20 protein-coding genes are annotated in these 21,721 nt (G+C 73.0%); 18 read left to right on the top strand and 2 right to left on the bottom strand.

Features of this window, described 5'->3' with window-relative positions; translation table 11 throughout:
- Nucleotides 1–112 precede the first annotated feature (112 nt).
- The 12 genes from VM324_12355 (at nt 113) to VM324_12300 (ending at nt 12,643) form a co-directional block, all read left to right on the top strand.
- Nucleotides 113–631, top strand: a complete 519-nt coding sequence (locus VM324_12355) for an inorganic diphosphatase (GenBank protein HVM00076.1) — start codon at nt 113–115, stop codon at nt 629–631.
- A gap of 249 nt (nt 632–880) precedes the next feature.
- Nucleotides 881–1,468 carry a hypothetical protein gene (locus VM324_12350; GenBank protein ID HVM00075.1) on the top strand — a complete coding sequence of 196 codons (588 nt, stop codon included), beginning with the start codon at nt 881–883 and terminating at the stop codon, nt 1,466–1,468.
- Complete coding sequence (locus VM324_12345; GenBank protein ID HVM00074.1) at nt 1,465–1,857, top strand: response regulator; 393 nt, start codon at nt 1,465–1,467, stop codon at nt 1,855–1,857. The genes VM324_12350 and VM324_12345 overlap by 4 nt, the downstream gene beginning before the upstream one ends.
- A gap of 52 nt (nt 1,858–1,909) precedes the next feature.
- Entirely contained in the window at nt 1,910–2,890 is a 981-nt protein-coding gene (locus VM324_12340; GenBank protein ID HVM00073.1) for an asparaginase, read from the top strand.
- A gap of 124 nt (nt 2,891–3,014) precedes the next feature.
- A complete protein-coding gene (locus VM324_12335) occupies nt 3,015–4,328 on the top strand; it encodes a glycosyltransferase (GenBank protein HVM00072.1) in 1,314 nt (437 codons plus the stop codon).
- 533 nt (nt 4,329–4,861) lie between these two features.
- Nucleotides 4,862–6,778 carry a hypothetical protein gene (locus VM324_12330; protein ID HVM00071.1) on the top strand — a complete coding sequence of 639 codons (1,917 nt, stop codon included), beginning with the start codon at nt 4,862–4,864 and terminating at the stop codon, nt 6,776–6,778.
- Nucleotides 6,779–6,969: 191 nt separating this feature from the next.
- On the top strand, nt 6,970–7,884 hold the full coding sequence (locus VM324_12325; GenBank protein HVM00070.1) for a proline dehydrogenase family protein: 915 nt from the start codon (nt 6,970–6,972) through the stop codon (nt 7,882–7,884).
- Between the two features lie 75 nt (nt 7,885–7,959).
- Nucleotides 7,960–8,769, top strand: a complete 810-nt coding sequence (gene proC / locus VM324_12320; protein ID HVM00069.1) for a pyrroline-5-carboxylate reductase — start codon at nt 7,960–7,962, stop codon at nt 8,767–8,769.
- Between the two features lie 83 nt (nt 8,770–8,852).
- Entirely contained in the window at nt 8,853–9,155 is a 303-nt protein-coding gene (locus tag VM324_12315; protein ID HVM00068.1) for a hypothetical protein, read from the top strand.
- An 80-nt stretch (nt 9,156–9,235) separates the two neighbouring features.
- A complete protein-coding gene (locus VM324_12310; GenBank protein HVM00067.1) occupies nt 9,236–10,651 on the top strand; it encodes an efflux RND transporter periplasmic adaptor subunit in 1,416 nt (471 codons plus the stop codon).
- A gap of 64 nt (nt 10,652–10,715) precedes the next feature.
- On the top strand, nt 10,716–11,462 hold the full coding sequence (locus tag VM324_12305; GenBank protein HVM00066.1) for an ABC transporter ATP-binding protein: 747 nt from the start codon (nt 10,716–10,718) through the stop codon (nt 11,460–11,462).
- Nucleotides 11,459–12,643, top strand: a complete 1,185-nt coding sequence (locus tag VM324_12300) for an ABC transporter permease (GenBank protein ID HVM00065.1) — start codon at nt 11,459–11,461, stop codon at nt 12,641–12,643. Before VM324_12305 ends, VM324_12300 begins: the two co-directional genes overlap by 4 nt.
- A 16-nt stretch (nt 12,644–12,659) precedes the next feature.
- On the opposite strand, the gene VM324_12295 is transcribed toward VM324_12300, so the two are convergent.
- On the bottom strand, nt 12,660–13,199 hold the full coding sequence (locus tag VM324_12295) for a hypothetical protein (GenBank protein HVM00064.1): 540 nt from the start codon (nt 13,197–13,199) through the stop codon (nt 12,660–12,662).
- Nucleotides 13,200–13,333: 134 nt separating this feature from the next.
- Here VM324_12295 and VM324_12290 point away from each other — a divergent pair, with 134 nt between their 5' ends.
- From VM324_12290 to VM324_12265, 6 genes are all read left to right on the top strand, one after another.
- Nucleotides 13,334–14,494: an acetoin utilization protein AcuC gene (locus VM324_12290; protein ID HVM00063.1), complete on the top strand. Its 1,161-nt coding sequence runs from the start codon at nt 13,334–13,336 to the stop codon at nt 14,492–14,494.
- Nucleotides 14,491–15,285: a phosphatase gene (locus VM324_12285; GenBank protein ID HVM00062.1), complete on the top strand. Its 795-nt coding sequence runs from the start codon at nt 14,491–14,493 to the stop codon at nt 15,283–15,285. Before VM324_12290 ends, VM324_12285 begins: the two co-directional genes overlap by 4 nt.
- Nucleotides 15,286–15,477: 192 nt before the next feature.
- Complete coding sequence (locus VM324_12280) at nt 15,478–17,511, top strand: DUF4012 domain-containing protein (GenBank protein HVM00061.1); 2,034 nt, start codon at nt 15,478–15,480, stop codon at nt 17,509–17,511.
- A gap of 67 nt (nt 17,512–17,578) precedes the next feature.
- Nucleotides 17,579–17,962, top strand: a complete 384-nt coding sequence (locus tag VM324_12275) for an LPXTG cell wall anchor domain-containing protein (protein ID HVM00060.1) — start codon at nt 17,579–17,581, stop codon at nt 17,960–17,962.
- A gap of 67 nt (nt 17,963–18,029) precedes the next feature.
- Entirely contained in the window at nt 18,030–19,772 is a 1,743-nt protein-coding gene (locus VM324_12270; GenBank protein HVM00059.1) for an AAA family ATPase, read from the top strand.
- A gap of 40 nt (nt 19,773–19,812) precedes the next feature.
- Nucleotides 19,813–21,084, top strand: coding sequence for a glycosyltransferase family 1 protein (locus tag VM324_12265; protein HVM00058.1), 1,272 nt, complete (start codon nt 19,813–19,815; stop codon nt 21,082–21,084).
- Here the strand turns inward: VM324_12265 and VM324_12260 are convergent.
- Nucleotides 21,071–21,472 carry a hypothetical protein gene (locus VM324_12260; GenBank protein HVM00057.1) on the bottom strand — a complete coding sequence of 134 codons (402 nt, stop codon included), beginning with the start codon at nt 21,470–21,472 and terminating at the stop codon, nt 21,071–21,073. The genes VM324_12265 and VM324_12260 overlap by 14 nt on opposite strands.
- Nucleotides 21,473–21,721 lie beyond the last annotated feature (249 nt).

Below are 21,721 nucleotides of genomic sequence, written 5' to 3'. Positions count from 1 at the left end.
GGGTGGGCTCGCCCGGGTCGGGCAGGGGCGTCGGCTCGGTGGGGGGCTGGGGTGGCTCAGGGCTCGACATGGCACCGCCCTACCCCTCCCGGGGGTGGGCTACGCTGCGCCCATGGGTGAGCAGGAGGTCGTGGAGGTCTTCGTCGAGATCCCGAAGGGCTCACGCAACAAGTACGAATGGGACCACCACACCCGCCGCTTCACCCTCGACAGGATGCTGTTCACCGCCGTCCAGTATCCCGGCGACTACGGCTTCATCCCCGACACGTGGGCCGAGGACGGCGACCCGCTCGACGCGCTCGTCATCCTCGGCGAGCCGACCTTCCCCGGGTGCTCGATCCGGGCGCGTGTCGTCGGCGTGTTCTGGATGACCGACGAGAAGGGACCGGACGCGAAGATCATCACCGTCCCCCACGTCGACCCGCGCTGGTCGCACGTCCAGGAGATCTCCGACGTCCCCGACCACCTCCTCGCCGAGATCGGCCACTTCTTCTCCATCTACAAGGACCTCGAGGGCAAGCGCGTGAAGGTCGACGGGTTCGGCAACCGTCGCGACGCCTGGGAGGAGGTCGCGAAGGACCGCCGCCGCTTCGCCGAGCTGCCCGATCTCGACCGCCCCGAGATGCCGTGAGGGGGCTGCCCGCCTGAGGCGGTGACGCCGCGACGGCACGCGCGCGCGCTCAGCCGGCAGCCACCACCCCCGGTGGTGGACGAGGTGGGCGTGGTAGTAGCGGTCACCCCCGTCGTCGACGAGGCACGGTCGGCAACACCGGCAAGGCCCGCACCACCCCGGCGCATCTGCACTGGCAGTACCATCCCGCCGACGGGCCGCCGGTGAACCCCTTCACCCTCGCCCGCACCCGCTGTCGCGGGTAGCGTGGTGGCGCATCTGACGGACGGAGGGACCGCGATGGCGGAGCAGGGCAGACGGCGCATCGACCGCGTGGCCGCGCCCGATTTCCTCGACGGCCTCGACGAGCGCTCCTCCGAGGAGATCCTCGGGATGCGCGACGACTGCCGCGAGGAGGAGGCTCGCCTGAGCTACACGCGCCGACTGCTGCAGGCGCGCATCGACATCGCCCGTGCCGAGCAGGCCCGGCGCCGGGGTGATGCGAGCGGAGGCCTCATCGAGTCCTTGCCCGCCATCCTCGCCGACGACGTCTCGACCCGCCGGTCCCAGCCCCAGGCCCGCCTGGCGCCCGTGTACGTGCCCGGCTCCGGTCACGACCGCCGGGCCGAGGACCGTGCCGACGCCGGCCTCGGACAGCTGCCCGACCTCGACGACGACGAGCTCGACGAGCTGCTGCGGCGCACGGTCGGCGACGAGCGGGCGGTCTCGGACCTGCGCCGGCGTGTGCTCGACCACCTCGACCGGCTGCAGGACGAGATCGTCGCACGGTTGAAGGACGGCAGGATGTCGACCGGGGATCTCGGCCTCCAGCGAGGCGCGCACGGTCGGGGCGCGTGAGCGCGACGCCGCGGTCCCTGCCGGCCCACGTCCTCGTCGTGGACGACGACCCGGTGATCCGCGAGCTCCTGCGCACGCTGCTCGACCTCGAGGGGATCGCGTACTCCGAGGCCAAGGACGGCCCGTCCGCGCTCGCGCGGATGCGCGCGACACGGCCCGACCTCGTCCTGCTCGACGTCATGATGCCGGGTATGGACGGCTTCGAGGTCTGCGCCCGGCTGCGCGCCGACCCCGCGCTGCGGGGCATCGGGGTCATCCTGCTCACGGCCCGCGCCAGTGTCTTCGACCGGGAACGGGGGGAGGCGGTGGGTGCGGACGCCTACCTCACGAAGCCCTTCAGCCCGCTCGAGCTCTTCGCCACCATGCAGCGCATCCCGGAGCGCGCGTGAGGGCCGACGGCGGTGACGCGCCGGGGAACGTGCTGCCGGCACACGACTAGCGGTGGGCCTCCAGCCCGCGGCCCTCGCCCAGCTCACCCGTGGAGGGGTCGTCGAGTCGACGCACCTCGGGGCCGTGGCGGTCGCCGACGCGGACGGGACGGTCGTCGGCCGGCTCGGCGACATCGACGCGCTCGTGTACCCCCGCTCCGCTCTCAAGCCCTTCCAGGCGCTCGCCACGACGTCGCTGCTCGCGCGGGCGGCGCCCGACCCGGTCGGCCTGGCGGTGGCGTGCGCTTCCCACACCGGCAGCGACGACGCCCAGATCGAGGCGGCGCACCTGCTCGCCGTCGCCGGTCTCGACGAGTCGGCCCTGCGCTGCCCGCCGGCCTGGCCCGCCGACCCCGCCACGCTGCGGACCACCACCGAGCCCTCGCGGCTGGCGCACAACTGCTCCGGCAAGCACGCGGCGTTCCTGTGGGCGCACACCGCGGGGGGCGGCGAGCCGGAGCGCTACCTCGACCCGGGCTGCCCCCTGCAGACGCGGGTGCGCGAGGTCCTCGCCGCGGTGACCGGCGCCGCGCCCACCGGCCCGGCGGTCGACGGCTGCGGGGCTCCGGCGTGGCGGTTGCCGCTCGTGCGCCTCGCCGCCGGCTACGCGCGGCTGGCCGCCGCACACGGCGGCGCGCCCCTCGCTGCGGTGCGCGCCGCGATGACCGCCCGGCCCGACCTCGTCGGCGGCGCCGGCTGCGCCGACACGGCGCTCATGGCGTCCGATCGCCGCGTCGTCGCGAAGCGGGGCGCGGAGGGTGTGCTCGCGGCGGGCATGCCCACATCGCGGGGACCGGTCGGGGTGGCGGTCAAGGTGGCCGACGGCGCGGGGCGCGCGGCGGTGCCGCCCGTGGCGGCGGTGCTGCGCGCCCTCGGCGCGACGGTGCCGGGGGCGCTCCTGCGCACCCCCCTGCCCCCGGGCGGTGCGCCGGCGCGCGCCTGGCTCGAGCCCGCGCCCCGCCTCGTGGACTGGGCCGCGGAGACGGGCATGTAGCCGCCCCGTCCGGTCCGACGACAGCGGGGCCGACATCCGCCTCCTGCGCGAGGCGGCGGACGACGACGAGGCCCCCGCGGGTCGCCCCGCCTGACGGCGGGCGGTGGGCGGTATGGTTCCGCGGATGACGAGCACCCCCGAGCATCCCGCCGAGCGCCCCCAGGGCGCCCCGCCGGCCGCCGAGCCTCGCCGCGTCGGCCTGCTCAGCGTGCACACCTCCCCCCTGGCCCAGCCCGGCACGGGCGACAGCGGCGGGATGAACGTCTCGATCGTCTGTCTCGCGCGCCAGCTCGCCGCCTGCGGCGTCGAGGTGGAGATCTTCACCCGCGCGGGGGGGTCCGACCTGCCGCCCACCGTGAGCACCGAGCCTGGACTGCGCGTGCACCACATCGCCGCCGGGCCCCCCGCCCTGTCGAAGTCCGACCTCGCGAGCCACCTGTGCGCGTTCTATCTCGGCCTCGCGGCCCACCCGACCGTGCCCGAGCTCGACCTGCTGCACGGTCACTACTGGATGAGCGGGTGGGTGGGGCGGCAGGCCAACCGCCGCCTCGGACTGCCGCTCGTGCAGAGCTTCCACACGCTCGGCCGGGTGAAGAACGCAAGCCTTGCGCCCGGGGACGTTCCCGAGCCGGTGCTCCGCCTGGCCGCGGAGGACCGCGTCGTCGCGGACGCCGATGCGATCATCGCGCCGACCGGCGCCGAGCGCGCCCTGCTCGCCGACCGCTACGGCGCACCGCCCGGACGCGTCCGTGTCGTCACGCCGGGCGTGGACCTCGGGGTCTTCTCCGCCAGCGGCGACCGCGCAGCCGCGCGCAGGTCGCTCGGTGACGGGCGCATCGTGCTGTTCGTCGGGCGTCTCCAGCCCCTGAAGGGCCCCGACATCGCCGTGCGCGCCCTCGCGGCGCTCGACGCCTTCCTGCCCGACGACGGCGTGCCGACGCGGCTCGTCGTGGTCGGCGGTCCGAGTGGCGACGGCCGCGGGCGCACCGACCCGTTCGCGCTGCGCCGGCTCGCCGCCGAGCTCGGGATCGCCGACCGGGTCGCGCTGCTCGCGCCCCGCCCCCAGGCGGAACTCGCGCTGCTGTACCGGGCCGCCGACGCGGTCCTCATGCCCAGCCGCTCGGAGAGCTTCGGCCTCGTCGCGCTCGAAGCGCAGGCGTGCGGCACGCCCGTCGTGGGCTCGGCGGTCAGCGGCCTCGCCGAAGCGATCGGCGGCGAGGGCGGGGGCACGCTCGTGCAGGGCGACGACCCGCTCGACTTCGCCCGGGCGCTCGTTCCCTACCTCACCGACCCCCGGATACGGGCCGCTGCCGGGGAGGCGGGACGGCGCAAGGCGGCGCGCTACTCCTGGCGGCGGACGGCGGCGGCCACCCTCGCCGTCTACCGCGACGTGCTCGCCCGTGCCGGGCGCGAGCAGCGCGCCGCCACGGGGGCGTGAGCGCCGCCCGCGACGCGGGCGAGGTCGTCGACGGCTGGTTGGCCTCCCACGACCTCGCGGTCGAGCGGCTCTCCCCGCGCCCCGGCGACACGACGCGCGCGTGGTTCACCGTTCTGCGCGGCGAGCACACGCGCACCATCCCTAACCCCCGAGGTCCTCGACCGGCTCTTCGGTCCGGCGTCCGGGGGCGGTCAACTGTCCGTCCGATACAGGGCCGTGCGCCCACCCGCCGTCCGGCGGAGCTCCGCGTCCGCTAGCCTTCGGCCGGAGCGAAGCGCCCGTTGCGGGGGCTTGGCTCGAGTCGTCGCTCGGGTGCCGCTCGGGCGTCGGCTTGTCGTCGTGAGACGGCGCTGGAACGAGGCGGCGGACTAGTCACTTCGGGTGGGTCAAAGACCATCCCGCAAGGCCATAGCCGCTGGGCGCTCCGGTCGTTGATCCTGTTGCAACGGGAGAACTCTCCGTAAGGAGAAGAATCCCCGCAGTCCGCGCCGGCTCCTTGGGGGGGCGGCCAGCCAACCTACGAGGTACATCACATGAGTCGACTGAGTCGCCGCTTCCTCGCCCTTGCCACCGTCCTTGCTCTCGTCGCCCTGCCAGCCACTGGCGCGGCCGCGGCGACGCCCTCGGACGTGGGCACGGCCACCACCAAGCTTGACATCCTCGCTCTCGACATCAACGGCGTTCCCGTCGTGAGCGACCTCCTCGCTGACCTCAACCTCGGCTCGCTGCTGAGCTACGCGTCGACCGACACCGACGCGCAGCGCAACGCCCGGGGCAACGGCCAGCCGTTCGCGCTGTCCCAGCTCCTCGCGGTCGGGCAGGAGTTCACCGCCCGCTCCGACGGCCAGAACACGGCCGGCGGCGAGTCGGCGAGCCTGCCGAACGGCCTCGGCTCCCTCACCGTCGGACAGCTCTCGGCCATCGTCGAGGGCGGCGAGGCGCGTTCGGTCATCGACGCGCTGAGCGCCACGCTGACCGGCGTCACCAGCCTCACCGGCCTCGGTGTGGCGCTGCCGCAGACAGGCTCGCTGTCCACGGCCAACGCCGCGCAGGCCGCCGCCCAGAACGGTGCGGTGCTCAGCGGCCTCGAGCTCAACCTCGGAGACCTGCTGCCGCTCGACCTGCTCAACAACCTCGACCTCGGCTCGCTCCTCGGGCTGCTCGGCGACCTCGGTCTGACCGACCTGCAGCTCACCGCCATCGTCGAGCAGCTGACGGGCTCGCTCACCGGCATCGACGGCATCACCAGCCAGCTGCAGGCACTGCTCGCGGGCCTGGGCCTGTCGAGCGTCGGCGGCCTCGTCGCCCAGGTCGACGCGCTCGCCGCGCAAGTGGCCGGTCTGCAGACCAACCTCAACCAGATCACCGGGGGCATGCCGCTCCAGGACGCCGTCAACCTGCTGAACAGCGGTGTCTGCGCCCTGCCGCTCGCGCCCGCGATCTGCGGCCAGCTCGGCAGCTTCAACGAGACGTCGGCGCTCCTCAACGCCGCGAACCTCCAGCTCACCGAGCTCACAGGGGTCCTCAGCACCGTCACGGGCCTCGTCGGCCAGCTCGAGGGGCTGCTGAACGGCCTGCTGGGGCTCGTCAGCGGTCTGCTCGACACGCTGACCGGCCTGCTCGACGGCCTGCTCGGCACCGACCTGATCGCTCTCGACACGCTCACCCTCGGGGTGCGCAGCGCAGCCGGCCAGGACGCGACCGCGGTCGCCCTGTGCGACGCCGGCGGCGTGCGGGTGCTCGGCCTCGCCGCTCCCGTGAACGGCTGCGACGCGCTGAAGTCGGCGCTGTCGGGCCTGCCCGGGACGCTGACCGGCCTGCTCGGCAACCTGCCGATCGTCGGTGGCAGCCTCAGCGGCATCGTCAACGTCGGCGGCCTCGAGATCATCGAGAACGTCGGCACCGACGGTGACTTCCAGGTCTCCCGCGCGGCGGTCACCCCGCTCACCGTGGGCGTCGACCTCAGCAACCTCGACCTCGGTCTCGGTGGCGTCGACGCCGGCCTGCTCGGTGTCGTGAACGGCCTGCTCGGCGAGTTCGACCTGCTCGGTGGCCTGCTCGGCACCTCGGCGCAGTCGCAGGGCGGCATGCGCGCCCAGAGCGCACAGGCGCAGCAGCTCGCCGGGATCGGCGGTCTGCTCGGCACGGTCACCGGCCTCGTCGAGGGCCTGCTGGGTGGCAACCTCGGGAACCTCGGCCTGCCGAGCCTCGAGCTGTCGGGCCCCGGCATGGAGAGCGTGTCGAACTTCGGTCCGGCCGCCGGCACGACCACGCCGATCGACCCAGGCGCCCCGGCGACGCCCACGCCGAGCACCTCGCTGCCGCGCACCGGTGGCACGGGCATGGGCCTCGCCATCGTCCTGATGGGCGCGGCTGGTGCGATCACCTGGTGGAGCCGCTCGCGCAAGCACGGCCCGCTGGCCGCCCTGCAAGGCCCCTCGACCGACTGACGCTGAAGGACCCGCCGGGGCACCGGCGGGGACGCGAGGCCCGCGGCATCCGCCGCGGGCTTTCGCGTCGCCCGGGCCGCCGCCCGCTCCGGGGGCTACCCTGCGGGCAGCGGGAAGGCCCCGGCTCGGGAGGTGCAACCGGCGTGAGCTCGGCGGTGGACGCCTCCGGGCCCGGCAACGCGGGGTAGGGGTTGCTGCGCGCCACGCTGCTGCGGGCGGGGGCCTCCCCGGTCCTGCAGCGGGAGGTGCTCCGGCGGAGCGCCACCCGCCGCGTCGCGGAGCGGTTCATCGCCGGCGACACACTCGACGACGGCCTTGCCGTCGCGCGCAGCCTCGTGCGGGCGGGCGCGTCGGTGACGCTCGACTACCTCGGCGAGGACGTGACGACCGCCGAGGCGGCGCGCGGCGCGGCCCGGGTGGTCCTCGCGGCGCTCGAACGCGCCGGCGTGGAGGGGCTGCACGCCGGGGTGTCGGTGAAGCCGACCCAGATGGGCCTGCGCGTCGACCCGGACCTCTGCCGTGCGCTGCTCGCCGACGTCGCCGCAGCAGCCGGCGACCTCGACGCCCACGTCACGCTCGACATGGAGGGCAGCGACGTGACGGAGCCCACCGTCGCCCTCGTCGAGCGGCTCCAGGCGGACGGACACGGCGCGGTGGGCTGCGCGGTGCAGGCCTACCTCCGCCGGACCCCCGCCGACCTTCGCCGCCTGACCGCCGCCGGGGCGAGCCTGCGGCTGTGCAAGGGCGCCTACGCCGAGCCTCGGGACGTGGCCTACCGCACGCGGGCGGCGGTCGACGCGAGCTTCGCCGCCTGCGCCGACTGGCTGCTCGCACACGGGGTCTACCCCCGCCTGGCGACCCACGACCACCGGCTCATCGCCCGGGCGAAGGACACAGCCGCCCGGCTCGGGCGCGCCCGGGACAGCTTCGAGTTCCAGATGCTCTACGGGGTGCGGCCCGCCCTCCAGCAGGCGCTGCTGCGCGACGGGTGGCGGCTGTGCGTCTACGTGCCGTTCGGCGACCAGTGGTACCCCTACTTCATGCGCCGCCTCGCCGAGCGCCCCGCCAACGTCGGGTTCTTCATCCGCGCCCTGCGGGGGACCTGACTCCCCGCCCCGCCCGCCCCCCGACCAGCCCGCGCGGGGGCGGGAATCTTGGGTCACCGGGTAGCCTGCGCAGGCATGGACGGGAGACTGGCGATCCTCGGGACGGGGCGGATGGGCGAGGCCCTGCTGAACGGGCTGCTGCGCGCAGGGTGGGCGAAGCCGGACCGGATCTGGTGCACGGTGCGCCGCGTGGAGCGGGCCCGACTGCTCGCCGAGACCTACGGCGTGCACGCGGACACCGACTCCCCGGGGGCGACAACCGCCTCGGACGTGCTGCTGCTCGCCACGAAGCCGCAGAACGTCCGCGACCTGCTGCGCACGATCGCCCCCGAGATCACCGGGCGCCACACGGTCGTCTCCGTCGTCGCCGGCGTCACCACCGCGGCGATCGACGCGCTCATCCCCGGCGACACCCCGGTCGTGCGCGTCATGTCGAACGTGCCCGTGCAGGTCGACGAGGCGATGAGCGCCATCGCCCCGGGGCGGCACGCCGGCCCTGAGCACATCGGCATCGCCGAAGGGATCCTCGGCCACGTCGGTCGTGTCGTGCACCTCGACGAGGAGCACATGGACGCGGTCACCGCGCTGTCGGGATCCGGCCCCGCCTACTTCTTCCTCCTGGCCGAGGCGATGATCGACGCCGGGATACTCCTCGGGCTGTCCCGCGACATCGCGACCGAGCTCATCATCCAGACCATGGTCGGCAGCGCGAAGATGCTGCGGGAGACCGGCCGCCACCCCGTCGAGCTCAGGGAGGCGGTCACGTCGCCGGGCGGGACGACGATCGCGGCCATCCGCGTCCTCGAGCAGCAGCGGGTGCGGGCGGCGTTCCTCGACGCCATCGACGCCGCCCGTCGCCGCTCGGCGGAGCTGGCCGGCGAGTGAGCATTCGTTGCGGGCGCCCTCGCGTTGGGTAGCCTGGTAATCACGGAAGCGGACGCAAGACCGCAGGACGTGCAGGAGATCACGTGACGATGCCGACCGCCACCACCGCCACCGACACGCTGCTGCGTGAGTTCGAGGGCGCTTGGCGCGACGACATGCCCGTCTTCGGGTGCTGCCGGAAGGCGGTGCGGACGGCCGTCGAACGCGCGGACACGCTGGGCATCGTGGCGCTCGACGCCACCGCCCGCGTGCAGGCGCTGCGCCAGGCGCTCGAGGAGGAGCTGCCCGGTCACCTGGAGGCGCACCGCTGCTGCGCCGGCCACCTCGCCGATCTGGCCTTCGACCTGCCCGAGCTGCTCGCGCCGGTCGCCACCGACGAGGGCTGACGCCAAAGGGCTCTTCGCTCCACCAGACGGCGCCCCGGCGAGGGCGCCGTTCGCGGTTTTGCGCACATAGCATGGGACGGATGCCTCCCCCTTTGCGGCCGCTGCTCGGCCTGCTCGCGCTGCTGCTCGCCACGAGCTGCTTCGGTGACGACCGCCCCGAGGTCACGACCCAACGCGTCGCCGCCGGGCAGGTGGTGGAGACGGTGTCCGCCCCGGCGCGGGTGGACGCCGCCGCTCGTCAGGACGTCGCCGCGACCGTGTCGGGCGTCGTCGTCGCCCTCGACGCCGCCGACGGCGACGCGGTCACCGCGGGACAGGTGGTCGTCCGCCTCGAGTCGAGCCAGGTCGACCTCGCCCGCGAGCAGGCCGCCGCCGCGCAGGCCGCCGCCCGCACGTCGGGCATCGCGATCGACGGCGGGGGGACGGCCACCCGTGCCCGCGCCGCGCAGGCCGTCGCCGACCTCGACGCAGGGACCCGTCCCCGGATCGACGAGGCGCGCGCACAGGCCGCGGCGATCGCCGATCCCGGCCAGCGCGCCGCGGCGACGAGCGCCATCGACGCCGTGGAGGCCTCCTACCTCACCACGCGAGCGGCGCTGCTCGCCGCCGCCGAGGCCGTCGCCGCGGGCCAGGACGAGACCGCACGCAGCCTCTCCGACGCGCTCAACCAGGCGGTGGCGCAGGCGACCGCGGCCCAGCGCGCCCAGGCTGACGCCGCCGCGGCGGCCGCCGACCGCCAGGCCGACGAGCTGGCCGCGGCCGCCCCCTTCGACGGCACCCTCCGCCTCGGCGAGGCCGCCGCGGCGGACGGGGGCCCACTCGCCGCACTGCCTGCCGGCCTCGGGCTGCCCCCGGGGCTCGCGGGCGCCGCGGGGGGCATGGCGGGTCTGGCCGGCGCGGCCGGCGGAGGGACCCTGCGCGTCGGGGCGCCGGTCACGGCCGGGCAGACGCTCTTCACCGTCTACGACCTGTCCACGCTCTACGTCACCGTGGACGTCGACGAGGTGGACGCCCCGGCCGTGCGCGCCGGTCAGCCGGCGGTCGTGCTCATCGACGCCTTCCCGGGCGTGGAGTTCTCCGGGGTCGTGGAGTCCGTCGACATCGAGGCGGCGACGACCGAGGCGGGCGGCGTCGGCTTTCCCGCCCGCGTGCGCATCACCGGTCCCGACGCCGACACCCTCGCCGGCGTGCGGGTCGGCATGACCGCGAGCGCGGAGATCGCCACGCGGGAGGTCGACGCCTCCCTCGTCGTCCCCTCACGGGCGCTCGTGCGCCGCGACCCGCAACCGGGGGCAGGGTCGCAGCGCGACCCCGGCACGGTCGTGTTCGTCGTCCGCGACGGGCGGGCCGAGGAGGTAGCGGTGACCGTCGCGGCGATCGGTGACGACCGCGCCGCGGTCGACGGCGGCCTCACCACCGACGACCGGGTCGTCGTGTCGGGCTTCGAAGGGCTGACCGACGGCGACCAGGTCCAGGCGCGCTCGGACCTCCGATGAGGCCGACACGACGACGCACGGGGCTGCGCAGGGCCCCCGACGAGGGCAGTGGGAGGGTCATTCCGTGACCGACCTCGTCACCGCCCCTGCGGACCTCGCGGTCGTCGACGTCGAGAACGTCACGCGGACCTACCGGCTCGGTGCGCGCCGCAGGGAACGCGAGGACGCGGCCGTCGTCCACGCCCTGCGCGGGGTGAGCTTCCGGGTCGACCCGGGGCAGTTCGTCTCGATCGTCGGCCCGAGCGGGTCCGGCAAGTCGACGCTGCTGCACCTGCTCGGCGCGCTCGACCGCCCGAGCACCGGCACCGTCCGCTTCTCCGGGCGTGACGTCACGACCCTGTCCGACGGGGAGCTCGCCGCGCTGCGCAACCGCGACATCGGCTTCGTCTTCCAGCAGTTCCAGCTGCTCGCCCGCACGTCGGCGCTCGCCAACGTCGGCCTGCCTCTCGTCTACCGGGGTGTGGGGCGGGTGGAGCGGCGGGAGCGGGCGGCGGCCGCGCTCGACGCCGTGGGTCTCGGTCACCGCACGGGGCACCGGCCGGCGCAGCTGTCCGGCGGTGAGCAGCAGCGCGTGGCCATCGCGCGGGCCCTCGTGACCGAGCCGCGCCTCGTCCTCGCCGACGAGCCGACCGGCAACCTCGACACCGTCACGGGCAGCGAAGTGCTCGAGCTGCTGCGTCGGCTGAACGAGGCGTCGGGGGTCGCGCTCGTCGTCATCACCCACGACCCCGAGGTCGCGGCACAGGCGCCCCGGCGCATCGCGCTGCGTGACGGGGTGATCGCCTCGGACACGGGCGGGCCACGTCCGTGAGGCTCACCGAGGCGACGAAGGTCGCTGCCACGGCCATCACCGCGAACCGGCTGCGTTCTGCGCTCACCACGCTCGGCGTCGTCATCGGGGTGATGAGCGTCGTCCTGCTCGTCGCCGTCGGCAGCGGCGCCCGCGAAGAGGTCACCGCCGGCGTGGAGGACCTCGGCTCGAACCTGCTCATCGTCGCTCCCGGCACCTTCGAGTTCGGGGCTGCGCCGACGCTGTCGAAGTTCACCCTCGACGACGTCGACCGCATCGACCGGCGTCTCGCCGGCCGGGCCGCGGTCACGGGCAACCTCGCGAGCGGTGAGACCGTGCGGGCCGACAACGTCGCCGCGTTCGCGAGCGTGATCGGCGTCACCGAGGACTTCGACGAGGTCGTCAACCGCCCGGTCGCCCGCGGGGAGTTCCTCACCGCCTCCGACGTGCTCACCGGGCGGCGGGTCGCGGTCCTCGGGGCGAGCGCCGCCGAGGGACTGTTCGGTGACGCCGACGCGCTCGGCCGCACGGTGACGATCGCGGGCCTGCGCTTCCGGGTCATCGGCGTCGTCGACCGGCTCGGCGCAACCCTCGGCGTGGACCGCGACGCGCAGGTGCTCGTGCCGATCACCGCCGCCCAGCGGCTCTTCGGCACACGGCGGGTCGACACGATCTTCGTGAAGGCGCCCGAGTCCGACGTGCTCGACGCGGTGGCCGACGAGATCCGCGCCGAGCTCGCCGTCCGCTTCGACGACGAGGAGTTCAGCGTCGTCACCCAGGAGGAGATCCTCGGCGTCGCGGGGCAGATCCTCGACACGCTCACGTACGTGCTCGCCGCCATCGCGGGGATCAGCCTGCTCGTCGGCGGCATCGGGGTGAGCAACATCATGCTCGTGAGCGTCTCCGAGCGCACCCGCGAGATCGGCCTTCGCATGGCGCTCGGGGCGCGCACCCGCGACATCACCCTGCAGTTCCTCGTCGAGGCGGTCGTGCTCTGCGGCGCGGGCGGGTTCCTCGGTATCGGCGCCGGGATGGGCCTTGCCGCGGTCGCGCAGCGCTTCACGCCCCTGCCGGCCACGGTCACGGGCTGGAGCGTCGCGCTCGCCTTCGGCGTGAGCCTCGCCGTGGGCGTCGCGTTCGGGGTGTTCCCGGCCCGCCGGGCGGGGCGCCTCGACCCGGTGGTCGCCTTGCGCTACGAGTAGCCCAGCCGGTGGACCGCTACGCGTCGTCGAGCGGCTTGCCGTCGGCGTCCACGCTCTCCAGCTCGGCGGGAGGGGGGTCGGTGTCGCGCAGCTGCTCGAGCGCCTTGTCGATGTCCTCCCGGTTCTCGGTGTGGAGGGCCACGACGACCTCCTTGCCGCCGGAGTCGCCGAACGTGAGCTCGGCCGCGTCGCTCTCCTGCACCCGGGCGATCGCACCGACGAGGAAGCCGAGCCCGCCGCCGCCGAAGAGTCCGGCGATCGCCGCGAGGTAGATCCCCATGTTGCCGAGCCAGATCAGCCCGCCGACCACCCCGATCAGCATGCCAGCCAGTGCGCCGATGCCCGCACCGATGAGGACCGACTTCTCCGCCTCGTGCATGAACCGCTCGTCGGCGTCGGCCTGGTCCCCGTCGGCCGCCGCCTCCTCCGCCCCCGGCCCCTCGAGCTTGATGTCCGAGCCGGGTATACCGTGGCGCTCCAGCGTGGCGATGGCCCGCCGTGCGCCGGCCATGTCGGTGTAGGTCGCGCGGACGGTGTAGGCGGTCTGCGTGGCCATGGCGCGTGCCTCCCTTTTCGGGTTCGAGGATGCCCGCAGCCGCAAGGGCCCAATCCGACCGCGGGCGACGTCGTCGGTGGCACCGCAGGATAGCGGACGGCTCTGTCGCCGAGCGGACGCGTAGGCTTGCCCCCATGGCGACCGCGCTCATCTGGAACGACGACCAGCTGCACTACGACTTCGGGCCCACCCACCCGCTGAAGCCCGTACGCGTCGAGCTGACCGTCGCGCTCATCCGCGCCTGCGGCCTCACCGCCGCCGAGGGCGTGCTGACCCTGCCCGGGGCTCCGTTCGGCGACGACGACGTGGTCCGTCTGCACACCCCCGAGTACGTCGAGGTGGTCCGGCGGCTGTCCGCCGACCCACGGCGCGGCGGCGGCATCGGCTACGGCCTCGGACCCGGGGACAACCCGGTGTTCCCCGGCATGCACGAGGCCTCGCTGCAGGTGTGTGGCGCCTCCGTCGCTGCAGCCCAGGCCGTGTGGGAGGGTCGGGTGAGTCACGCGTTCAATCCCGCGGGCGGGCTGCACCACGCGATGGCCGATCACGCGGCCGGCTTCTGCATCTACAACGACCCCGCCTTCGCCATCGAGTGGCTCCTGCGGCAAGGAGCCGAGCGGGTCGCCTACATCGACGTCGACACCCACCACGGCGACGGGGTTCAGGACCTCTTCTACCGCGACCCGCGGGTGCTGACCGTCAGCCTGCACGAGTCGGGGCGCTACCTCTTCCCGGGGACGGGGTTCCCCGAGGAGGTGGGGGACGATGACGCCCGCGGCTCCTCACTGAACGTGCCGCTGGCCCCGAGCACACCGGGCGAGGTCTACCTCGAGGCCTTCGACGCGGTGGTTCCCGACGCGCTCGACGCGTTCCGCCCGGAGGTGCTCGTGACGCAGCTGGGGTGCGACACGCACGCCACCGACCCGCTCGCCCATCTCATGCTCACGACCGACGACTACAGCCAGCTCGCGCGGCGCCTGCACGATCTCGCACACCGGTCCGCGCGGGGGCGCTGGGTCGCGCTCGGGGGAGGCGGCTACCAGATCGCTTCGGTCGTCCCGCGCGCCTGGACGATCTACTTCGCGGAGCTCACCGGCGCCGACCTGCCGGGGGAGGTGCCCTGGGACTGGCTCGCCGAGGCCGAGCGGCGCGTCGGGGAGCGCCCGCCGTCGCACTTCCTCGACGAGGAGGTGCGCCTGCCCGCCGATCACCTCGAGGGCTGCCGCGAGGAGGCGCGCCGCAGCGTCGAGGCGCTGAGGGCGAACGCGTTCGCCCTCTTGGAGCGGCTGACGTGAACCCGCTGCGCACGTCGGTGGGGACCCGTTGGCGGGTGGAGCTCCGCGACCACCTCGTCGCGACCGGCCTCGCGGGCGAGGTCGCCACGAGCCCCCAGAGCACGCTGACGAACTGCGCCCGTCTCGTCGCGGGGGACCCGGTCTACACGTTCGGGCTGTTCGACTGGCGGTCGGCCTCGTTCCTCGACGCGGTGTCCGCCGTCCAGCAGCTGTGCGGTGGCGACCCGGGCGGCTCGTCCCCGTCGGGACCGGGCTACATCGACCCGGACGCGACCTTCGCGGCGATCATGGTGCACCGCGAACGGCTCGCCAGGTTCGCCGCCGGCGGCGGAGGGCGGGTCCTGCTCGCCACCGGCCATCCCACCGGGCTGCTGCCGCACTACGCCGCGATCGCGCGCGCGCTGCAATGGGCGGGCTCCGAGCTGCTCGCCCCTCTCGACGACGAGGAGATCGAGACCGTCGAGTCGGGGCGACGCAACGTGCGCTTCCTCGACGGGGTCGCCTGCGTGAGCGACGGGGGGTCGCTGCGGCACACCCACGTCGCCTGCTACATGGAGGCGATGCTCGGCGAGCTCGTCGAACCACCCGACCTCGTCGTCGGTGACCACGGCATGGCCGGTGCCGCGATCGAGGCGGGCATCCCGACCCTGTCGATCGCCGACGTCAACGACCCGGCCCTCCCGCTCGCCCAGGCGCGGGGCCGCACCGACGGAGTCCTGCCGATCGACGACAACCTCGCACCCCGCGTGTTCGTGCCCGTCACCGCGGCCATGCTCGACTGGGACAACTGACCACCGCCCCGCTCGCGCGGCGCGTCACTGCGGACGCTACCGTGGGTTCGAGCCGGCTTCCCAGCTTTCCCGAGCCGGCCGTAGCCGCCCGCCAGCACTCCCACGGCGGTCGCTGAGGAGACCGCCTGCTCCAGACACAGGGGAGAATCGTCTCCGCTGGCGCTCTGGCGCCTCACAGGAGGGACGAAGCAGGTGACGAGCGACACCCGGGCGGTGGACACCCCCGTCGGCAGCCAACCCGAGCGGGGCAGGAAGCGGAGGCGGCTGCGCGCCCTTCTCGTCCTCCTGGCCATCGGCGGGCTGCTCGCCTGGGGCGCCTACGCCGCGATCAGCCTGCTCACCGTGCGCGCCGAGGTGACCGCGGCACGCGAGCTCGCGCAGAGAGGGGTGGCGGCGCTGCTCGACGCCGACCCGGCCACGGCACACAGCGACCTGACTGGAGCCGTGGAGGCGTTCTCGAGCGCCCAGCGGCGGCTCGAGGGGCCAACGGTCCTGCCATTGCGTGCCGTGCCCGTGCTCCGCCCGAACGTGCGCGGCGCCACCGCGCTCGCAGCGGCGGGGGCGCGCAGCGCCGCTGGCGGTCAGCAGGTGGCGGGCGCGCTCGCCGACCTACCCGGTGGCGTGGGCGCGCTCCTCCCTCGTGGAGGGGTCATCCCCCTCGAGCCCATCGAACGCATCGCACCCGCCCTGCGGCGGGCCGACGAGCTCCTCGCCGAGGCGCGCGGCCTCGTGGCCACCGCCCCGGAGACGGGACTTGTCGGCCCGCTGGCCGAGGCCCGCGCTGAGCTGGTCACGAAGCTCAACGAGTGGGCCCCAGCCGTCGCCACGGCCGCGCGCGTCACCGACGCCCTGCCAGCGTTCCTCGGTGGCGACGGCCCGAAGCGCTACTTCCTCGGTGCCTCCAACACCGCGGAGCTGCGCGGCAGCGGCGGCCTGGTCGGAGCGTACGCCCTCCTGACCATCGACCGCGGGGCCGTCGACATCGGGGGCTTCTCGAGCATTCATGACCTGCCCGTGGTGCCCGCAGACGACATCGCGCCGCCCAACCCCGACTACGCCGCCCGCTACAACCGCTACGGCGGCGCCGGGTTCTGGCAGAACATCAACATGACGCCCGACTTCCCGTCGGCGGCCACCGCCATCGAGGCGCTCTACGAGCGGGTAACCGGCACGGCGGTGGACGGCACCATCGTCGTCCACCCTCACGCCCTGGCCGGCCTCCTTGCGCTCACTGGGGCCGCTGAGGTGCCCGGCGGCGGCACGGTCGACGCCGACACGGTCGTGGCGTACGTGGCCAACGAGGCCTTCGGGCAGCTCACCGACCCGGATGCGCGCAAGGAGCTGCTCGGTGCGGTCGCCGCCGCCGCCCTCGAGCGCTTCCTCACCGGTGACACCGGCGGCAGCCCGGTGGCCGCGGTGAGAGCACTCGGCGGCGCGGCCGGGGGCGGGCATCTCGTCATGCACGCACGCGACCCGGAGGTGCAGGCGGCGTTCGAGGACGCCGGCGTGGCCGGGCGCCTGCTGGACCCCGACGGCGACTACCTCGCCGCTGTGGTGAACAACGCCGCCGCGAACAAGGCTGACTTCTACGCCGACCGCACGGTCCACTACCGCGTCGAGCTGCATGAAGACGGCGCCGCCTCGGCGACCGCCGCGGTGGAGCTCGCAAACCACGCGCCAATGGAGGGAGCCCCTGCCTACGTGATCGGCCCCAACGTGGCCGACGCCGCGCCGGGGGAAAACCGGTCGCTGCTCAGCGTCTATTGCGCCCGGGGCTGCAGGCGCGAGGGATTCCGCCGCAGCCTGACCGAGGGGGTGCTGCGGGAGGACACGGAGCTCGGGCATCCGGTCTTCACCACGATGGTCCCTCTGCGCAGCGGTGAAGCGGAGCGGGTTGAGCTCGACTGGACGCTCGACGACGCCTGGGAGCCGCAGGGCGACGGCGGAGTGTACCGGCTTACCGTGCAGAACCAGCCGACGATCCGCCCGACGCGGTTGGTGGTCGAGATCACGCCGCTCGACGGGATGGTGGTCACTTCTGCGCCGGAAGGGTTTTCCGCCGAGCGCGAACGGGTCGTATGGGTTGGTGACGTCTCAGGTACGTGGACGGCAAGCCTGGAGTTCGCCCCCATCAGAGCTCCCTCGGTCGGGGACCGGGTTCGGGGATTCCTGAGCCGAGATCTCCCGGTCTATGGCAGCTTGCTTTCCTCCATTCGGGGGGTGTGATCCCCGCTCAATGCTGGTACTGTGGCCGCAATCGAGGGATCACTCTCGGTAGGGGAAGGGGTGCACGGTGACAAGGTTCGCTCTGGCTCTGGTGGCGGTGCTGTCAATCCTGGTTTTCGCCCTGCCCGCGGCCGCGCAGCAAACCGATCCCTACGGCGGCGCCCTGCCGGGCGACATCACCCGCCCCGGCGACGTCACGGTGCCGCCCACGGGCGTGGCTCCGGCACCCGGAGTCGCCGTTCCGGCCGGCGAGGCCCGCGCTGTCGAGGGCCGGGCTCCCGGTGGCCCGCAGCGGGCTGGAGCACCGGCCGTCCCGGCGCCGAGCCGCAACCTTGCCGCCACCGGCGCGTTCACGGTTGGATTGCTCGCACTGGCACTGGCGCTGCTGGTTGCCGGCGGGGGGGCCGTATTCGCCGCCCGCCGTCGGCGCCGCGCCCTCCGCACCTCATAACCCGGGACGGTTTGGATCGGCGGCCGCTTCCAGGACGGCTCGGAGGCGCTGCTCCCATGCCGTCGGGTTGCCCTCGGACGAGCCAGCATTCGCCGCTTCCGGTGATTTGCGTCCCTTCAAGGTGACCCGCCGCCGCGCCGATTACCCTCAGTATCGCGGTGGACAGCAGCTCCCGTGGTGGGATGCAGGCCGCGCCAGGCCCCCTCTCGCCGACGCGGCGCACGAAATGGACAAGGTTAAGGTGGAGGCACAACACGAAGAGGTGTGGGATGCCGGTCCGGGTCTGCTCGAATCGGTATGGCGGTATCGCTGGCGGGTGCTCGCCGCGGTCATCGCCCTGGCGGGGATGGCCGGCGGTGTTTCGCTGCTCCAACCCGTCCGCTACGAGGCGCAAGCGCGCCTGATCCTCGCCGATCCGCGCAACGCCGGCGTCTTCTCCGAGGTCGGCCCCACCTTCAGCGACCCCAACCGCCACGTGCGCAACCAGGCCGAGCGTATCAGCTCCACGGTAGTGCTGGATCTGGCCCGTGAGCGCATTGATGACCGACTGGCGCTGGACGAAGTCCGCGCTGCGGTCGAAGCCGAGGCGGCGACCGAGTCGGACGTCATCACGATCCGCGCCCGTGATGGAACACCTCACGCAGCCGCCGAGCTGGCGAACGCGGTGGCCGAGGCGTACCAGGAACACGTTGCGAAGGAGGTACGCGCCAACGCGGCCGCCGCCCTCGCCCAGCTCCAGGAGACGGGGGAGCAAGCCGCGTTCCAGGAGCGCGCCGCCCAGCTCGCCGTGGATGCGGAGCTGTACGGCTCGGGCGTGGAGTTGTTCGAGCCGGCGGCGGCGCCGGAGTCGCCGGTGCAGCCACGCCCTGTGCGCAACGCGGCCACGGCGGCCTTGCTCGCCTTCGTCGCTGCGGCTGGTGTGGCGTGGTGGCGAGGCGACGCCGCCCAGAAGGCAGACAGTCGTCACGACCCGGCCCGCGTGCTCGGCGCACCCCTGCTCGGCGAGATACCCGACTTCCATGCCGTGGGCGTGGACGGGCTGACTCCCACCGTGTCAGCGCCCCACTCCGCCGCTGCTGAGGCCTATGCCTTCGTCCTCGCGTCGCTGGAGTCCGCTCTCGAGGACGACGGCGCCCGCAGCTTCCTCGTCACGAGCGCCGTTCCCGGGGACGGCAAGACCACCACGGCCGTGAACCTCGCAGTCGTCGCCGCCCGGGACGGGCGCCACTTGCTGCTCGTGGACGCCGACGAGCGGATGCGGGGCCTGTCCCGCGCAGCCGGCATGACCGACGAGCTCGGTCTTACGGACCTCATCGACTTCGCGATTCCATCGAACTGGTGCGTCAACCGCTGGCAGGTCTCCGAGAGGACGGGCCTGTCCGTGGTGCCTGCCGGAAAACCGGTGGAGGGCGCCAGTTCCTTCTTCCGCACGTCAGGGTTCCGGACGGCTGTCCAGCGCATCAAGGAGCGCGCAGACCTCGTCGTGTTCGACTCTCCCCCGCTTTTGGCGGTGGCGGACACCTCTGCCATCGCCGGACAGGTCGATGGGATCGTGATGGTGGTCAGTCGCGGCACGCCGATGGCGCTACTCGCCGAAGCCCGTGAACGCCTCGGCTTCATCGGCGCCCCGCTGCTCGGCTACGTGTTCAACCGAGCCCAGCCCAGCCGCGGCGCCTACGGGCCCTACCAGTACGGCCAGGAGCCAAACGGCAAGGAGACCAACGGTCACGCCATCAAGGGCCGGCACCGCAGGCGTCGGCGGGCGCAGCAGAAAGTCGATTATCCGCGAGAGGCGCGGCGCGGCGGTTGACCGGACTGACGTCGCAACGAGTGACGAAAGTGGCAGAGCTATGAGGATCGCGATCGATGCCAGGGTCATTGACGGCGACCCAGGCGGGGTTCAGCAAGCCGTACTCGGCCTCGCGAGTGGTCTGGCGACGCTTGTCGACAGCGACGACGAGTACCTGTTTCTCGTGTACCCTGACCACGAGTGGCTCCGGCCGGCGCTGCGAGGTCCCTGCAAGCCGCTGGTGGGGGGCTCCGCGGGCGATGCGAAGAGTGCGCGGATGCGACAGCTGGCCGGATCGTCACCCCTGCTCGGCAAGATCATCGATTACGCGGCGGACAGCCGTGGGCACGTCCTACCGGCCTCGGACGGTACCGTCGAGGCGGCGGATGTTGATCTTGTCCATTTCATGCGCCAGCGTGGGTTCCGCACGCGGCTGCCGAACATTTACCAACCGCACGATCTTCAGCACGTCCACCATCCCGAGTTCTGGCACCCGCTCACGCGCGCCTACCGGCGTGTTATGTACCGAGCCATGGCGCGCCAGGCCAGCCTTGTCGCCGTAATGACTGCCGGCGGGCGCGACGACGTCATCAGGCATCTCGGTGTCGACCCAGCCCGTGTGATCGTCGTCCCATGGGCATCGATACTGAGCCTGTACGCCGAGGCGTATGGAACTTCTGCCGCCGCGTCCCCGCGGCTCGGCCTTCCGGAACGCTTCTTGCTGTTCCCTGCACAGACGTGGCCGCACAAGAACCACCTGCGGCTGATCCAGGCTATCGCCCGCCTGCGTGCACGATGGAACCTCGACGTAGCGCTCGTGTTGACCGGAAGGAAAAACGAGCACTGGCCGGCGGTCGCAGCTGAGATAAGGCGCCTGGCCGTCGACGACCTTGTCCATCCGCTCGGCTTCGTGGATGCGGGTACCCTCCGGCAGCTCTACCTCCGTGCCAGCGGCGTCGTCTTCCCCTCGCTGTTCGAGGGCTGGGGCCTGCCCATCCTCGAAGCCTTCGAAGCGGGAACTGCCGTGGTGTGCTCCGACATCTCACCTCTGCGCGAGATCGCTCGCGGCGGCGCACTCACGTTCAACCCCTACAACGTCGACGCCATCGCCGAGGCTGTGGCCACAGTCTGGACCAACGCCGCGGTGCGCCAGCGCCTGGTCGATGCAGGCCATGCTCGCCACAGAGAGTTCAGCTGGGGGCGCACCGCTCGCATCTTCCGGGCTCACTATCGCGCACTCCTCGGAGTCTCCCGGACGCCAGAAGACGACGCCCTGCTGGCCACGCCCTGCGCGACGGAGCTCGGCTCAGCTGAGAATGTTAGGAAAGCTTAACAACCACGGCATAGTCGGACTGCATCGCAGGACGAACACGAGTGATCCATCCGGACAAAACTCGCGCCAGTTGTGACGCTACCCCCGGGCCGCTGATCGATCGAAAACGCGTCATTGTCCACGTGAACCCGACAATCCGCAGGCCGGCTCGGTCGAGGGTGCGCCACATAACCACTGGGTCGAGCCATACCGTATGGTCGGGGTTCACCCCCACCGCGTTGCGAATGAGGCAGACGATGAACCGTTCCACGTCGAAAGGATTCGGCGTGGTAAGGATCAGGTCGGTCTCTGGTGTCATGTGGCGCTTGAGGCAGTGCAAGAAGTTCCCGATGTTGTTCAGATGTTCGATAATGTCACCGGCGACGATCACATCGAACGTTACGCTCAAGGTCGAAGTCCTCCGCGTCAGCTTGGACGATGTCGTAGCCCTGAGCGTTGAGGACCTTTATGTCCTCGGTCAAGTGATCTGTCCCGATGGCCTCCTTGGCTGTCTCGCGTATCCGGCGATGAAGCCACGCCCCCCAACTCCTCGGATGTCCGGTGCGTGTGGTCGACGCACCCGACGTCGAGCACGCTCTTGTCTGAGCACCGCGAAACGATGAAGTCGTCGCGCCACACCCTGCCGCGCTTGTGGGTC

This window comes from Egibacteraceae bacterium (assembly GCA_035540635.1).
Lineage (GTDB): Bacteria > Actinomycetota > Nitriliruptoria > Euzebyales > Egibacteraceae > DATLGH01.
The sequence above is the reverse complement of the archived record's forward strand: the minus strand, read 5'-3'. Positions and strand labels throughout refer to the sequence as shown.

Excerpts from the sequence above, each read along its gene's own strand:
- VM324_12355 (HVM00076.1), top strand. The coding sequence starts at position 113 with ATGGGTGAGCAGGAGGTCGTGGAGGTCTTCGTCGAGATCCCGAAGGGC.
- VM324_12335 (HVM00072.1), top strand. The coding sequence starts at position 3,015 with ATGACGAGCACCCCCGAGCATCCCGCCGAGCGCCCCCAGGGCGCCCCG.
- VM324_12330 (HVM00071.1), top strand. The coding sequence starts at position 4,862 with ATGAGTCGACTGAGTCGCCGCTTCCTCGCCCTTGCCACCGTCCTTGCT.
- proC (HVM00069.1), top strand. The coding sequence starts at position 7,960 with ATGGACGGGAGACTGGCGATCCTCGGGACGGGGCGGATGGGCGAGGCC.
- VM324_12310 (HVM00067.1), top strand. The coding sequence starts at position 9,236 with ATGCCTCCCCCTTTGCGGCCGCTGCTCGGCCTGCTCGCGCTGCTGCTC.
- VM324_12295 (HVM00064.1), bottom strand. The coding sequence starts at position 13,199 with ATGGCCACGCAGACCGCCTACACCGTCCGCGCGACCTACACCGACATG.
- VM324_12290 (HVM00063.1), top strand. The coding sequence starts at position 13,334 with ATGGCGACCGCGCTCATCTGGAACGACGACCAGCTGCACTACGACTTC.
- VM324_12265 (HVM00058.1), top strand. The coding sequence starts at position 19,813 with ATGAGGATCGCGATCGATGCCAGGGTCATTGACGGCGACCCAGGCGGG.